Genomic DNA, 14,664 nt, shown 5'->3' on the forward strand with positions numbered 1-14,664 from the left:
TGGACAGGACCCGGAAAATCAACTTTGTACAGATGATTTTGCAGGCCATTGGGCTCATAATGCCAATCTTTCAATAAAAGCGATTATGGGTGTAGCCGGATATAGTGAAATAGCCCATATACTCGGATTAAACAGTGTAGCAGAAAGATACGCTGACATAGCTAAAAAAATGGCGATGAAATGGGAAGAAATGGCAAATGAAGGTGACCATTATCGCCTCGCTTTCGACCGCAATAATACCTGGAGTCAAAAGTATAATATTATCTGGGATAAGATGTGGAATTTGAATATATTCCCTAATAATGTAATCAGTAAAGAAATCAACTACTATCTGACAAAGCAGAATCTATATGGATTGCCATTAGATTCCCGCAGAGATTACACAAAATCCGACTGGATTATGTGGACAGCAGCCATGTCTCCAAACCGTGAAATTTTTGAGAAGTTTGTAGATCCTCTTTATAAATACATCAATGAAACTACTTCACGTGTGCCTATCAGTGACTGGCATGATACCAAAACTGGCAGAATGACCGGATTTAAGGCACGTTCCGTAATTGGAGGATATTGGATACAAGTGTTAATGGATAAGATGAATCATTAAAAATATGGACAATAAGTTGAAAGAATACTTTTTCGCATGGATGAATCATTTCAGCATAATACAACAAGAGATAAGTAATGAACCAACAATATAATATTTTATTAATCATTAATTTTTTACGTATGAAAAAAAACAAAATCATGAAAGACTACTGGCGGGTATGCTGGATGGCATTACTGCTAGTTGCTCTATTCTTCGGAAGTTGTAGTGATGACAATGACAGCAACGGAGATTCAGACAATGCAGCATTTGATCCGAATATTCCGGTTCAAGTAAGTGGTATCAATCCGACTACGGGGGGATTCGGGCAGCGATTAGTTATATCAGGAGAAAATTTTGGTAATGATCCGTCTATTGTGAATGTCTTTGTTGGTGGAAAAAAAGCTATCGTAATCAATGTGAAAAATCATTCTATCTACTGTTTGGTACCTTCACAGGCTTATTCCGGAGAAATCGAAGTACAAATATCCAATGGCGACAATCCGGTAGTATCTACTATCGCAGAGGCCAAGTTCGAATATGTGCGAAAACAGTTAGTGAGTACATTATGTGGTTCGCGTAGAGATGACGGCGGATACGATACAAAAGATGGTCCATTTAATGATTGTGGTGCATTTGGTTCCCCCAACTGGTTAGAATTTGACCCTAAATATCCCCACTTAGTGTACGTTGCAGCCGATAGAGGTGCAGGTGATGAAAATGAAGGAAACGGTAATATGCGTATTCTCGACCTCAAAAACCAATATGTAGGAACGGCTCTTACAGAAGGTGACATGGGAGGTACTAACCGCGGACGTGCACTTGCCTTTTTTGATGAAAATCACATGGCTGTGGCAGTTGACCAAGGAGACGAATTGAGAGCAGCTGTATATGGTTTTACACGTAATAGAGAAGCCCCTGAGGGCGATGAGCGCAATTATAAAATGTGGGGAAACAGATTAGCGTTGGTTAATTTCAAAGCTTGTAATACAGTAACTTTTCATCCGGTAGATGGTGATATGTACTTTAATAGTTGGGATAAGGGGCAATTCTTCAAAGTAGAGAAGCAACAAATTCAAGAAATTTTCGACGGTACACGTACAACTCCTGCTGATAAAGAAGTACTTTTTCAAATGGATAATGGATGGGAATATAATATCCGTATACATCCGACAGGGAATTATGCTTATATTGTGTCTATTAACAAACACTATATTCAGCGCACAAATTATGATTGGGCAAGTAAACGATTTGTCACTCCCTTCATTGTAGCGGGAACAGCAGAAAGAGCTGCTTATGTAGACGGAATTGGAACAAGCGCACGTTTTAATACTCCTTATCAAGGAGTTTTCGTAAAGAACCCAGAGTATGCAGGGCAAGAAGATGAATACGATTTTATTCTTTGTGATAAGATGGGGCAATGTATCCGTAAAATTACCCCGCAAGGAAAGGTCTCAACATTTGCCGGTCGCGGAAGCGCCAGTCTGAATGGTAACCCATGGGGATATGTAGATGGAGATTTACGTCAAGAGGCCCGTTTCGACCGTCCGAAAGGTATAGCTTACGATGAAGCAACCGATACGTATTACATCGGTGATGGTTCCAATCGGCGTATCCGTAAGATTGCTTACGAAGGAGAAGAATAACTAATGATTAAAACGCACATGAATAATATGAAAAAATATTTATCATTATGTATCATGCTGTTGTGCCTTTGTTCAACGGTTATGGCGCAGCAAGAAAAAGTTGTTGTGAAAGGTGTTGTTACAGACGAAGCCAAAGAGCCGTTGATCGGTGTGAATGTCACCGTGAAGGACATGCCCGGTTTAGGTTCAATCACAGACATGAACGGTCATTACTCCATAACCATGGAACCTTACCGCCAGTTAGTGTTCACTTATATTGGTTATGAATCGAAAGAAGTAATGGTTAAAGAACAACGTACAATAAACGTTGTTATGAAAGAAAGCGTGACAAGAGCAGTAGATGAAGTCGTTATTACTGGTACGGGAGTTCAGAGAAAACTAACACAGACAGGTGCTATTACAACGGTAGATGTTGGTGAGCTGAAACGTAATCCATCTTCCAGCATTGTCAATGCACTGGCAGGTAATGTACCGGGTATTATGGCGCGTCAGACTTCTGGACAGCCAGGTAAAAATATATCTGAGTTCTGGATTCGCGGTATATCTACGTTTGGTGCCAACTCATCTGCTTATGTATTAGTTGATGGTTTCGAACGCAGTATGGATGAAATCAATATCGAAGACATCGAAACGTTTACTGTATTAAAAGATGCTTCGGCTACTGCTATTTATGGTTCGAAAGGTGCTAATGGTGTAGTATTGATTACTACTAAACGCGGAAAAGCCGGTAAAATCAAAATTGATGCTAAAGTAGAAACAACCTATAATACGAGGACTGTAACTCCAAAGTTCGAAGACGGATTTACTTATGCCAGCTTGATGAACGAATCGCGAATTACCCGTAACAACGAGGCTGTATATAAACCAGAAGAGTTGGACATCTTACGTTTAGGCTTGGATACGGATCTTTATCCGAATGTGGATTGGATGGACATGTTACTCAAAGACGGTGCGTGGAGTAACCGTATTAACTTAAATATGAGTGGAGGTGGAACAACAGCCCGTTATTTTGTTTCTGCTAGCTATGTGAAAGAAGATGGTATGTATAATACAGATGAATCTTTGAAAGATGATTATAATACCAATGCAGCTTACCATCGTTGGAACTACCGCTTGAATACCGATATTGACATTACAAAAACAACCTTATTGAAAGTCGGGGTAGCAGGATTCTTATCCAAACGTAATAGTCCGGGATTAGGTGATGGTGATGTTTGGGGGGAACTTTTCGGATATAATCCAATTAAGACCCCTGTTATGTATTCCAACGGATATATACCAGCTATTGGATCCGGCAATAAAACAAACCCATGGGTAGCTGCAACCCAAACTGGATTCAATGAAAATTGGACAAATAATATTGAAACAAATATTTCTTTGGAACAAAATTTTGATTTCATAACTAAAGGATTAAAGTTCGTTGGGCGTTTTGGCTATGACAGCAACAACCAAAATACGATCCGTCGTCTGAAGTGGCCAGAACAATGGTTGGCAGAACGTGCCAGAGATCCGGAAACTGGTGAATTAAGATGGAAGAAGATCAGTGGTTCTCAGAACATGAAACAGGAAAGCAGTTCTAGCGGTAATCGTCGGGAATTCCTAGACATGATGCTAAACTGGGATCGTTCTTTTGGAGCTCATCACCCTAGCGCTACTATAAAGTATACACAAGACTCTTACATTCAGACACAGAATTTAGGAGAAGATTTGAAGACTGGTATTAACAAACGTAATCAGGATTTGGCCGGACGTGTAGCTTACAATTGGAATTATCGTTATTTTATTGATTTTAATTTTGGCTATAATGGAAGTGAAAACTTTGCCAAAGGCGACCGTTTTGGTTTTTTCCCTGCTTTTTCTCTTGCATGGAATATTGCGGAAGAACCGTTTATCAAAAAACATTTGAAATGGATGAATATGTTTAAAGTTCGCTTCTCTTATGGTAAAGTAGGTAATGATAATGTCGGAACGCGATTCCCCTATCTTTATACTATTGCAGACCGTTATAAAAACGGGGATAATGAGATTATTTATGGAGGATACGATTGGGCACAATATCCTTCAAGTTATTCGTTTGGTGGTTTAGGATTTGCAGATGTAGCCTCCAATGGTATCACTTGGGAGGTTGCTGAAAAGAATGACTTAGGTATAGACCTTGCATTGTTTAATGATAAATTTACTGCAACGATCGACTATTTCGATGAAAAACGTACCGGAATTTATATGGTTCGTAACTACTTACCTCAGATTGTCGGTTTGAACGGGCATAATCCGGCAGCAAATGTAGGTGCTGTAAGTTCTAAAGGTTTCGATGGACACTTCTCATACAAACAGAGAATCAATGACGTGAACTTAACTGTACGTGGCAATATCACTTATAGTAAAAATGAAGTACTGGAAAGAGATGAGGAGAATAATGTATATGCCTATCAGATGCAAAGAGGCTATCGTGTGGACCAATGCAAGGGATTAATCGCAGAAGGATTATTCAAAGATTACGATGATATCCGCAATAGCCCGACACAAAGTTGGGGAAAGGTACAACCGGGAGATATCAAGTATAGAGATGTTAACGGTGATGGTGTGATCAATGATGGAGACCAGGTAGCTATCGGTGCAACTAGCCGCCCAAATCTGATTTATGGTTTAGGTGCATCTGCCTCTTGGAAAGGTTTAGATGTGAATGTCCACTTTCAAGGAGCAGGTAAATCAACATTTTTCACTTATGGCAAGTGTGTATGGGCCTTTACAGAAGGCGAATGGGGAAATATTTTTAAAGGTATGCTGGACAACCGATGGGTAGATGCTGATACAGCTGAAACATTAGGTATTCCTGCCAATGAAAATCCTAATGCTTCGTATCCACGTTTGAGCTACCAAGGTGACAATGCCAGCAATAATAACTACCGAAACTCTACTTTCTGGTTGAAAAATGGTCGTTACCTTCGACTAAAAACAATTGATGTTGGTTATACACTCCCCAAATCAATTGTTAACAAGATGCACTTTAATAATATCCGTATTTTTTTGGTAGGAACAAATCTCTTGACATGGTCTAGTTTCAAGACTTGGGATCCTGAAATGGGCGATCCCAGAGGTGAATCATATCCGTTAACAAAATCGATAACTATGGGTATAAGTGTTAATTTATAAAATAATAAACAACATGAAGAAAAAACTATATATTCTATTGATATCAGTTTTAGGGTTAAGCATACAATCCTGTTCTGACTATTTAGACTCTGACTATATTTTTAGAGATCGGGAAACCATCGAAAAAGTTTTTACGGACAGAGATAAAACAGAAGCCTGGTTAGCAAATGCGTTCAGTTATCTAAGCGATGCTTGTGCTGATGTTTGTAACAAAAGAGTCACTCCACATTGTTTTGCGGATGATATGTATTACGGTGATGATGACGGTTCCATACAAGAATCCAAAGAGGGTGAATTGTCATATAATGAATTTAAAGAAGGATTGTATGATGAGAATACTAAACAAGGTATGTGGGAAAGATGTTATCAGGGAATCCGACAAGCTACTATTTTTATTCAGTATGTCGACATGAACGATAAATTTGAAAGTGAAGCCGAACGGCTTGACTATAAAGCACAAGCCCGCTTTGTCAGAGCTTACTACTATTGGTTATTGCTTCGTAGATATGGTCCGGTACCTTTATTGCCAGATAACGGACTTGATTATGACGCATCCTACGATGAACTGGCTACTCCACGTGCACCTTATGAGGAGATTGCTGATTATATCAGTCAGGAAATGGCTTTGGCAGCTAAGGATCTGGCTCTAACAAGAGGTCAGAATTCTGCTGCCCGCCCAACTCGTGGAGCAGCTTTATCTGCTCGTGCACTAGCGTTGATTTATGCTGCCAGCCCACTAGCTAATGGTAACAATGATGAATTCGCCCAACTATTGGTAGATGACAAAGGCAATCGCTTGCTTTCTCCTGAATATAGCGAAGAAAAATGGGCAAAAGCTGCTGCTGCCGCTAAAGATGTCATGGATTTAGGGGTATATGAGTTATATACGGCTGATAGACGTACAACAGATTCGCCAGCGGAACCGGCAACAATCAATCCCCCATATCATGAAGTATATAGCAATGCCAATTATCCAGAAGGTTGGAAAGACATTGACCCGTTCGAATCTTACCGTTCTGTATTCAATGGTCAAATAGATATATTAAGTAATCCTGAATTAATTTTTAGCCGGGGTAGAAATATTGGAGGGCAAAGTATCAGGGATATGGTGGTTCACCAGTTACCACTTACCGCTACCGGATGGAATACAAGTGGGCTGACTCAAAAGATTGTGGATGCTTACTATATGAACGACGGAAGCAATTGTCCGGGTATGAACTCTGAATATGCGAATGTACCAGAATATAATAACAATCATCGTTTAGACACTCGTCCGCGTGCTACAGGTTTCACGACTACTGCAGAAGAACATAAACCACTTGCTGCCGGAGTTTCCTTGCAATATGCCGACCGAGAACCACGCTTCTATGCTTCAGTTGCATATAACGGAGCTTATTGGTATTTAGGTAATGAAAAAGAAATTGCAGATAGAAATAAACAAATATTCTATTATCGCGGAAAAAGGGATGGATATAATGCAGGTATGTTTTGGTTGCGCACGGGTATAGGAGTGATGAAGTATGTGCATCCCGATGACACCTATCAAAATAACAGTATCGACAACCTTCGATATAAGCCGGAGCCGGCAATTCGCTATGCGGACATTTTGTTGATGTATGCTGAAGCTATCAATGAAGTGAGTGAAGGTACATATGATATTCCATCTTGGGATGGAACTAAGACTCATTCCATTCATCGTTCAGTTGCCGAAATGAGAAAAGGAATTAAGCCTGTACGTATGCGTGCTGGTGTACCCGATTTCGATAACAATATATATGCAGACAAGGATGTTTTTCGTATTTATCTGAAACGCGAACGACAAATAGAGTTGATGGGGGAAGGAAAGCGTTACTATGATATCCGCCGTTGGAAAGATGCACGGGTAGAAGAGGCAATGCCCGTTTACGGTTGCAATACACTTATGACAGAATCGGATCGCGAAATGTTCCATACACCGATTGCTGTTTGGAATTTGTCTGCTACGTTCTCTGATAAAATGTGGTTTTGGCCGATTTCACATGGCGAATTGAAACGTAATAAGCGCCTGACTCAGAATCCAGGCTGGACGTACAATGATTAATCTTAAACATGGTAATAAATATGAAAGGAATATATACTTTACTATTTTCACTAATTGTATTAGTGATGTTCAGTGCCTGTAATGACGAATGGAAAGAGGAGCAGTTTGAGCACTATATTTCATTCAAAGCACCGATTAACAGCAATGGGGTAACTAGAATTAACCTGTCTTATAGCGAAACGGGAAAAACAACCTATAGATTGCCTATCCTTGTCAGCGGATCGACTAAAAACGATCGCGATATAACCGTAAAAATTGGGATTGACGCGGATACCTTGCGAACACTAAACATAGCTCGCTTTTCCAGTCGCGAAGACCTTTGGTATAGGGAAATGCCCTCTAAACATTACTCTTTCCCTGAAACCGTGCAGATTAAAGCTGGAGAAAATGTAGGCTATCTTGATATAGAGTTTGATCTGACTGGACTGGATTTAGTTGATAAGTGGGTATTACCGCTGACTATTGAAGACGCCCCAAATGGTGAATACAAACCGAATTATCGTAAGCATTATCGTAAAGCATTACTCCGCGTCATGCCTTTTAATGATTATTCGGGTACATACGGTGGTACTAACTTACAAGGCAAGTTGGTAGATGCAGGTGCAGGAGAAAATGAGCCATTGGTGAAAAGTGAAATAGTAACTTATGCTATTGATGATGAAACTATATTCTTCTATGCAGGTACAATTGACGAAAGCCGACAGGACCGTAGAAACTACAAAATCATAGCCCATTTTGTTCCGAATACTAACATTGTGGAGTTGACAAGTGATAACTCCGAAAACAATGGTTTTAAAATAAATACCCGAGCTAGTAGTTATATCGAAGAAGAGATGGATGCTGTCCGCCCTTATTTATTGAGACGTACCGTTATGATTCGTGATGTTGACTATGAATTTGAAGATTATACTTTAGCGCCGGGAGCCAGAATAAAGTTTCGGTTTGAAGGTACTATCTCCATGCAGCGCAACATTAATACTCAGATACCTGATAAAGATCAGGCTATTGAATGGGACTAATACGATGCTAATTTAAAAAAAGAAGGGAAGGAAACTTTAACCTTGAAGTTACCTTCCCTTTTTATTCTAATACTATCTTTAACATGACCGAGATTCTGCAGACACTCAAGGAATATATTCCTATATCTTTGGAGGAAATGAGTGGCATAAAGCTGATGAACCGTACTGATACCAAATATGTCACCTCTTACCAAATATTAAAAGAGATACTTCTTGCTGCCGGACATGACTACCGCGTTCAAGAAGTGAACGGTGAATACAATATTGCTTATCATACAATTTACTTAGATACAGCAGATCGTGACATGTATCTAACTCATCAGAATGGACGGGTCGTACGGGAGAAAATCCGTATACGCACATACGTAGATTCAGATCTCACATTTTTGGAAGTGAAAAATAAAAATAATAAGGGAAGAACAGACAAGAAGAGAATCCGCATCGGGAGTATTGACACGATCAAAGAAGACGGTGGTGAAGCATTTTTACGTCAACATGCCTGGTATGAGCAATCACAACTTCTGCCTTTGCTTGAAAACTCATTTCGCCGTATTACACTTGTCAATAAACATAAAACCGAGCGCCTTACAATTGATACAGGAGTAACATTTTGTTGCTTACAAAGTGGAAAAATATCAAGTTTGGATAACATTGTTATCATTGAGCTGAAACGAGATGGACACAATTCTTCACCTATTAAAGAGATACTACGTAAACTACATATACAATCTTCCGGATTTTCCAAATATTGTATAGGGTCAGCACTTACAGTGTCACATTTAAAATGCAATCGGCTGAAACCAAAGTTACGAATGCTGAATAAAATGGGAGTATATTAATGATCAATATAAAAACATACTTATATATGGATGAATTAGATTTTCTTGATATAATAGAAACTCCACTCATAGACGGTGGTGACTTTTTGCAGTTATTGCTGCGCTTTGGCTTCAACTTTTTGGTAACAGGCATTATTATCCACCTTTTCTATTATCCAAAGAGCAAGCGGAGAGATTATCACTTCACCTTCACATTAATAAGTATCAGCATTTTCTTGATGATATTTCTGCTGGGTAGTGTAAAGTTAAAGGTCGGATTTGCTCTCGGCTTATTTGCTATTTTCGGTATCATCCGTTATCGGACTGAGTCCATGCCTGTACGAGAGATGACTTATCTGTTTGCTATTATCGCCATATCAGTAATAAACGCGTTGGGCGTGGAAGTAAACTATGGCGGACTAATAGGAGCTAATTTATTGTTTGTATTATGTATCTGGTTGTGTGAGAGTAATCGGTGGCTAAAGCATGTTTCATGTAAACTGATACTCTATGATCGAATCGAACTTATCAAATCCTCGTGTGAACAAGAATTGATTGCAGATATTAAAGCGCGTACCGGACTGAAAATTATTCGGGTGGAAGTTGGGTACATTGACTTTCTTCGCGATGCCGCCATGCTTAAAATCTATTATGAACCGATGACAAATGAGATAAATACGATTGATACATTAACCAAAATACCACGTGGAAATGAATAAGAAACTTTTTTTGGCAGGTTTGTTTTGTCTTGTATCTTTTGCTTTACAAGCACAAAAAGACGATTTGGGTCTATGGACCAGTGTGGGGATGGAAAAAAGATTATTCCGGGACTTTGATATTTCGCTGGAAGGAGAGTTCCGTTCACGCGACAAGTTAAGCGAAGTGGGACGTTGGTCGGGATCGGCAGGTGTAGCATATAAAATAACAAACTGGCTGAAAGCCGCAACAGCATACACTTACATCTATTATAATCACCCTTCTGAAATTACAAACAAAGGGAATGTTATCCCTGAATATTGGCAACCCAAACACCGTTTCTATTTCCAACTAACGGGAAAAGTGAGTTTAAATAGATTCACATTTTCACTTCGGGAGCGTTGGCAATATACCTATCGACCCAGTCAGTCTGTATCAAAGTTTGATGGTGACGATGGTAGTCCTAAAGACGATGAATACGTGAAAGGTAAAGGAAAGAACGTGCTTCGTTCTCGTCTGCAAGCAACATACAATATACCTAAATGCAGTCTCACTCCTTACGCTTCGTGCGAATTGACTCATTTGCTTAACGATAAAGGGGCGATTGACAAAACACGCTGGACCTTAGGTGTAGAATGGAAGTTGAGCAAACACCACGGACTTGATTTTTACTATTTGTATCAGAATCATGCAGATGAGGATGAAGCAAATGGACATGTGATTGGCGCAGGATATACATTTAAATTTTAGATCTGTATTATGAATCTTTATAAAATACTACCGGCTTTATTGATTTTAAGTCTGCTTGCAGCCTGTTCTTCGGATAAGGAAAACGATGTGTACACTACTTTACCATTTTCTCTATCCATTTATCAAGTAGCAATGACGATAGAAGGCGGTGAACAAGAAGTCAACGTATCTTCAGGCGGCGCATGGCAATCAAGTATACATTGCGATTGGATGACGCTCTCACCTTCTTCCGGAGGGATAGGTATCACTAAGGTTCGAATCAAAGTCAAAAAAAACACTTCCGGTTTACCAAGAAATGGACGGATTGCAATCATCTCGGGAAAAGAAGAAAAAGGAATTACCGTTATGCAATCGTCTATAGAAGGAGAAGAAGATTATCTTCGTTTGTTGAATCTGACTATCGACGGAGTAACTACAGCTGTGGATTATGTGAACAATTCGTATTATCTACCTATAGATATGGATGCCGTACAACCTGCAAAGGTCAAAGTTGAGTTTGGCGGCATTGGAGTCGACTTTATCAAGATCGGAGATAAGAAAATTAAGTCGGGCGAGAATATAGCACTGAGCCTGAATCCCGGACAAAATATAGAAATGGAAGCAGGTAACAATACTATTGATAAAATTAGGTCTTGTCGATTGATTGTAACTGGTGTTCCCGTGATTGAGATCTCTGCTCCTGAAGGTATTGAGGATGAGAATAAACGCCCGTGTGACATAGTGCTGACTGATCCTAAACGGCGCACCAACAACTCTGTCTTACGATTTGAGAGCTATGCCGGTATCGAGTTTCGTGGAGCAGGAGCTTTACGTTATGCCAAGAAGTCTTTCAGTTTTAAATTGAAAAACCGTCAAACGAATGAAAATCAAGACGCAAAGCTATTAGGTCTGCGAGAAGATCAATCATGGATACTGGATGCTATGTGGCTGGATTGTAGCAAAATGCGCAATCGTGTTTGTTTTGATCTTTGGAACGATTTCAACACTTTATATTATAGTAATACAGAACCCGAGGCTGTGAATGCTACACATGGCTATCCTGTAGAAATGATCTTGGACGGAGCTTACCATGGTTTGTATATTTTAAGCGATCGTATCGATCGTAAGCAGTTGAAAATGAAAAAGAAAGGTGGTTATCTCTATAAGGGTAAAGAATGGACGGATGAATGTAAATTACAAGGAATCAATACTCCATATAGTAACTCCAAACAGGCATGGCAGGGATTTGAGTCCGATTATCCGGACGAGGTGGGTGAAATCGAATTTAAATATCTTTCCGATCTTATCCAGTTCTTCGCTGCAGCATCAAAAGAAGAATTTGCCGCCCAATATGAAGAGCGACTGGATGTTTCCTCTCTGATTGATTATTTTATCTTTATTAATCTGCTGTCAGCTTATGATAACACAGGACGAAATGTTTTTTGGGGTATATACAATGTAAATCTCACTTTATTACCCAAGTTCATTATTCAGCCCTGGGACTTGGATGGTACACTGGGACGCACTTGGGATGCCATTAAGCTTGATCCCGAAAAAGGTCTTGGTTTTGACAACGGGCTAATACTCCGTAATGATGCCGGTTCCAAATACTTCCGCCCCTTTGAGAGAATTATGAACGAGAACCCGAACAATATCAAACGCCGGATATACGAACGCTTGATGGCGGTTAAAGATAATGTTCTCAGCCCGGCAAACCTGGCTTCTAAAGTAGATTACTATAAAAGACAGATTGTGGAATCAGGCGCATTGGAACGAGATCGCCAACGGTGGACAGGATATTCTATGTATGGATATGCTAATCCCGAAGAGGAAGCAGAATACATAAAGTCTTGGTATATTGCAAGACTGAAATATTTGGAAACAATTTTCAACAACTTCTAAAGCTTTATATTATGAAACAATTCGCACAGACCTATTATTTACTTCAATTCATAATTTGCTTAATTTGCCTGTCTATCTCCTGCGGAGAAGGAGGAAACGATAATTACTCGGAGACAAATGATGAAAGGAACAAGGAACCTGAAATAACAGTTTCTCCAATAACTAACTTGGAGGCAAAATCTACACAGATTGCTAATCAACTACTGATCACATGGCAAAATCCGAATACTCCTAATTTACTCGGTGTAGAACTTTCTTATTTGCAAAAGAATGGCGGTACACATAACGGGAAACAAATTATTCAAGGAGCAGCTGGGAAAACTGGAAACTATACATTACAATTGCCACAGTACGGAACATATGAGATTTCTGCCATAGCAATAGATAACTATGGTCATCGTTCGTCAGCAGTAACAGTAATTGCTACACCTGCTGAAACCACTGTCCCTTTTTCTTGGGCAACTCTTGCCGACAGTTGTACATATGTCTTAATAGAGCAATTCATGAATAAAAGTAAAGGTACATTTTGGAGTACACCCAAAGATATGTCGGACGAATCGACTTATATCTACTGGCAACAAGCGCATGCTATGGATGTAGTGATTTACTCTTATAAACGTATTAAAGACACAAATAAGCAATTGGCTGCTACTTACCGCACTTATTTTGAACGCTGGTATGCCAACCACGCTAACAATTACCACCGTAATCCATCAGATGAAACCGGCTTCCTAAATGACTTTACTGATGACATGTGCTGGATTTGCCTTACTCTGATACATCTCTCCGAAGCAACAGGTGACGAAAAATTTGCGCAAACCGCTAAAATTGTATACGACAAATACATTATTACTCGAGCATGGACAGATGATAAAGGTACGGGACTTCCATGGAATACCACCCAAAACGACCGTAATGCTTGCACTAATTCTCCGGGTTGTCTGGTAGCTGCTAAACTCTATCAACGATATGAAGATGGAAATTATTTATCTGATGCAAAGAAGTTGTACGAGTATGTGGTCAATAATTCGTATAATGCCGATGGACGAGTGGAGGAACCACCTCTGACTTATACACAGGGAACATTTGGAGAAGCCTGTCGCCAACTATACCATATCACACAAGAAAGTAAATACATGGACAAAGCAAAACAAGTGATCAACTATGCCGCTACAAGCGATCGTTGCTTACGAAATGGTATTTTACGTGACGAAGGCAGCAGTATGGACCAAAGTATTTTTAAGTCTGTTTATATTCCATATGCAGTGAACCTTGCATTAGACGAGGCATCTAGTTCTATAGGCAAACATTTGATAACCTTTCTGAAAAATAATGCTGAAACTTTGCGCATGAATTTGAATCATGCGGCTTACCCAGCGATGTATTGCAATTATTGGTGGGGTGAAATGTGGAAATCCAGTGAACCAGCTTCAATGGGAGCACAAGTAAGCGGGGCTTCGCTAATGGAGGGGATAGCTAGGTTAGAATAATCTTGGTTGGTATTTTCAGGAATATCTCTTTAACTTTATAGAAATAGATTTTCTCTTAATGTGGAAAAATCTATTTCTATAAAGCATGAATGTTATATGAATAAGAAATATTTCTATAAATATGCAATTAGTAAACAGCAGCAAATTCAAAAAGAATCTAACCATTTATTTCAAGTAGCACTTTTATTTTTCTTCCTCAAAAATCTTATCTTCAAAATTACAACTCCATTAGGCTACTGCTATAAGTGTCTCTTAAACATTCTATTTAAATTAATGAAACAATTCAATTACTTACTTTCCCTTATTGTCATTATTAAAAATGTTATTGTCAGCATTACACTCATTTGTAAAATTATACTTAAATACATCTAGTCTGAACTATAACTAAATTACTCCTCTATTTTCTTGATAAAAAAATAATTGAAAGCATAAGGAAAATCTTCTTTTTACAACACAAATACAACATCGATCGATGTAATATGCTTGTTTATAGAAGATTAGATCAAGGGTGTACGGTTTGGACAGGACCCGGAGAACCAATTATGCAC

10 protein-coding genes are annotated in these 14,664 nt (G+C 39.2%); all 10 read left to right on the forward strand.

Going from position 1 to position 14,664, the window contains the following annotated elements:
• Positions 1-604, forward strand: a 604-nt coding sequence (locus tag KTR07_RS26660) for a glutaminase domain-containing protein (RefSeq protein WP_254306582.1), incomplete at its 5' end; no start/stop codon positions are given.
• A 122-nt stretch (positions 605-726) separates the two neighbouring features.
• Positions 727-2,229: an IPT/TIG domain-containing protein gene (locus KTR07_RS26665; RefSeq protein WP_224200551.1), complete on the forward strand. Its 1,503-nt coding sequence runs from the start codon at positions 727-729 to the stop codon at positions 2,227-2,229.
• A gap of 27 nt (positions 2,230-2,256) precedes the next feature.
• Entirely contained in the window at positions 2,257-5,382 is a 3,126-nt protein-coding gene (locus tag KTR07_RS26670; RefSeq protein ID WP_055229138.1) for a TonB-dependent receptor, read from the forward strand.
• Positions 5,383-5,395: 13 nt separating this feature from the next.
• Positions 5,396-7,462, forward strand: coding sequence for a RagB/SusD family nutrient uptake outer membrane protein (locus KTR07_RS26675; protein ID WP_008767681.1), 2,067 nt, complete (start codon positions 5,396-5,398; stop codon positions 7,460-7,462).
• 20 nt (positions 7,463-7,482) lie between these two features.
• Positions 7,483-8,481, forward strand: a complete 999-nt coding sequence (locus KTR07_RS26680) for a DUF4973 domain-containing protein (RefSeq protein ID WP_008767682.1) — start codon at positions 7,483-7,485, stop codon at positions 8,479-8,481.
• An 83-nt stretch (positions 8,482-8,564) separates the two neighbouring features.
• Positions 8,565-9,320 carry a polyphosphate polymerase domain-containing protein gene (locus KTR07_RS26685; protein ID WP_008767683.1) on the forward strand — a complete coding sequence of 252 codons (756 nt, stop codon included), beginning with the start codon at positions 8,565-8,567 and terminating at the stop codon, positions 9,318-9,320.
• A 26-nt stretch (positions 9,321-9,346) separates the two neighbouring features.
• Positions 9,347-10,018 carry a DUF4956 domain-containing protein gene (locus KTR07_RS26690; protein ID WP_008767684.1) on the forward strand — a complete coding sequence of 224 codons (672 nt, stop codon included), beginning with the start codon at positions 9,347-9,349 and terminating at the stop codon, positions 10,016-10,018.
• Positions 10,011-10,745, forward strand: a complete 735-nt coding sequence (locus tag KTR07_RS26695) for a DUF2490 domain-containing protein (protein WP_008767685.1) — start codon at positions 10,011-10,013, stop codon at positions 10,743-10,745. The genes KTR07_RS26690 and KTR07_RS26695 overlap by 8 nt, the downstream gene beginning before the upstream one ends.
• Positions 10,746-10,754: 9 nt before the next feature.
• Positions 10,755-12,626, forward strand: coding sequence for a CotH kinase family protein (locus KTR07_RS26700; RefSeq protein ID WP_008767686.1), 1,872 nt, complete (start codon positions 10,755-10,757; stop codon positions 12,624-12,626).
• 11 nt (positions 12,627-12,637) lie between these two features.
• On the forward strand, positions 12,638-14,116 hold the full coding sequence (locus tag KTR07_RS26705; RefSeq protein WP_008767687.1) for a glycoside hydrolase family 76 protein: 1,479 nt from the start codon (positions 12,638-12,640) through the stop codon (positions 14,114-14,116).
• The last annotated feature ends 548 nt before the right edge of the window (positions 14,117-14,664 follow it).

It is taken from the genome of Bacteroides sp. MSK.20.82, from assembly GCF_019052485.1.
GTDB classification, from domain to species: Bacteria; Bacteroidota; Bacteroidia; order Bacteroidales; family Bacteroidaceae; genus Bacteroides; species Bacteroides thetaiotaomicron.

Bases quoted from the DNA above. Each gene is read 5' to 3' on its own strand.
- KTR07_RS26665 (WP_224200551.1), top strand. From the start codon at position 727: ATGAAAAAAAACAAAATCATGAAAGACTACTGGCGGGTATGCTGGATG.
- KTR07_RS26680 (WP_008767682.1), top strand. From the start codon at position 7,483: ATGAAAGGAATATATACTTTACTATTTTCACTAATTGTATTAGTGATG.
- KTR07_RS26685 (WP_008767683.1), top strand. From the start codon at position 8,565: ATGACCGAGATTCTGCAGACACTCAAGGAATATATTCCTATATCTTTG.
- KTR07_RS26690 (WP_008767684.1), top strand. From the start codon at position 9,347: ATGGATGAATTAGATTTTCTTGATATAATAGAAACTCCACTCATAGAC.
- KTR07_RS26695 (WP_008767685.1), top strand. From the start codon at position 10,011: ATGAATAAGAAACTTTTTTTGGCAGGTTTGTTTTGTCTTGTATCTTTT.
- KTR07_RS26670 (WP_055229138.1), top strand. From the start codon at position 2,257: ATGAAAAAATATTTATCATTATGTATCATGCTGTTGTGCCTTTGTTCA.
- KTR07_RS26700 (WP_008767686.1), top strand. From the start codon at position 10,755: ATGAATCTTTATAAAATACTACCGGCTTTATTGATTTTAAGTCTGCTT.
- KTR07_RS26675 (WP_008767681.1), top strand. From the start codon at position 5,396: ATGAAGAAAAAACTATATATTCTATTGATATCAGTTTTAGGGTTAAGC.
- KTR07_RS26705 (WP_008767687.1), top strand. From the start codon at position 12,638: ATGAAACAATTCGCACAGACCTATTATTTACTTCAATTCATAATTTGC.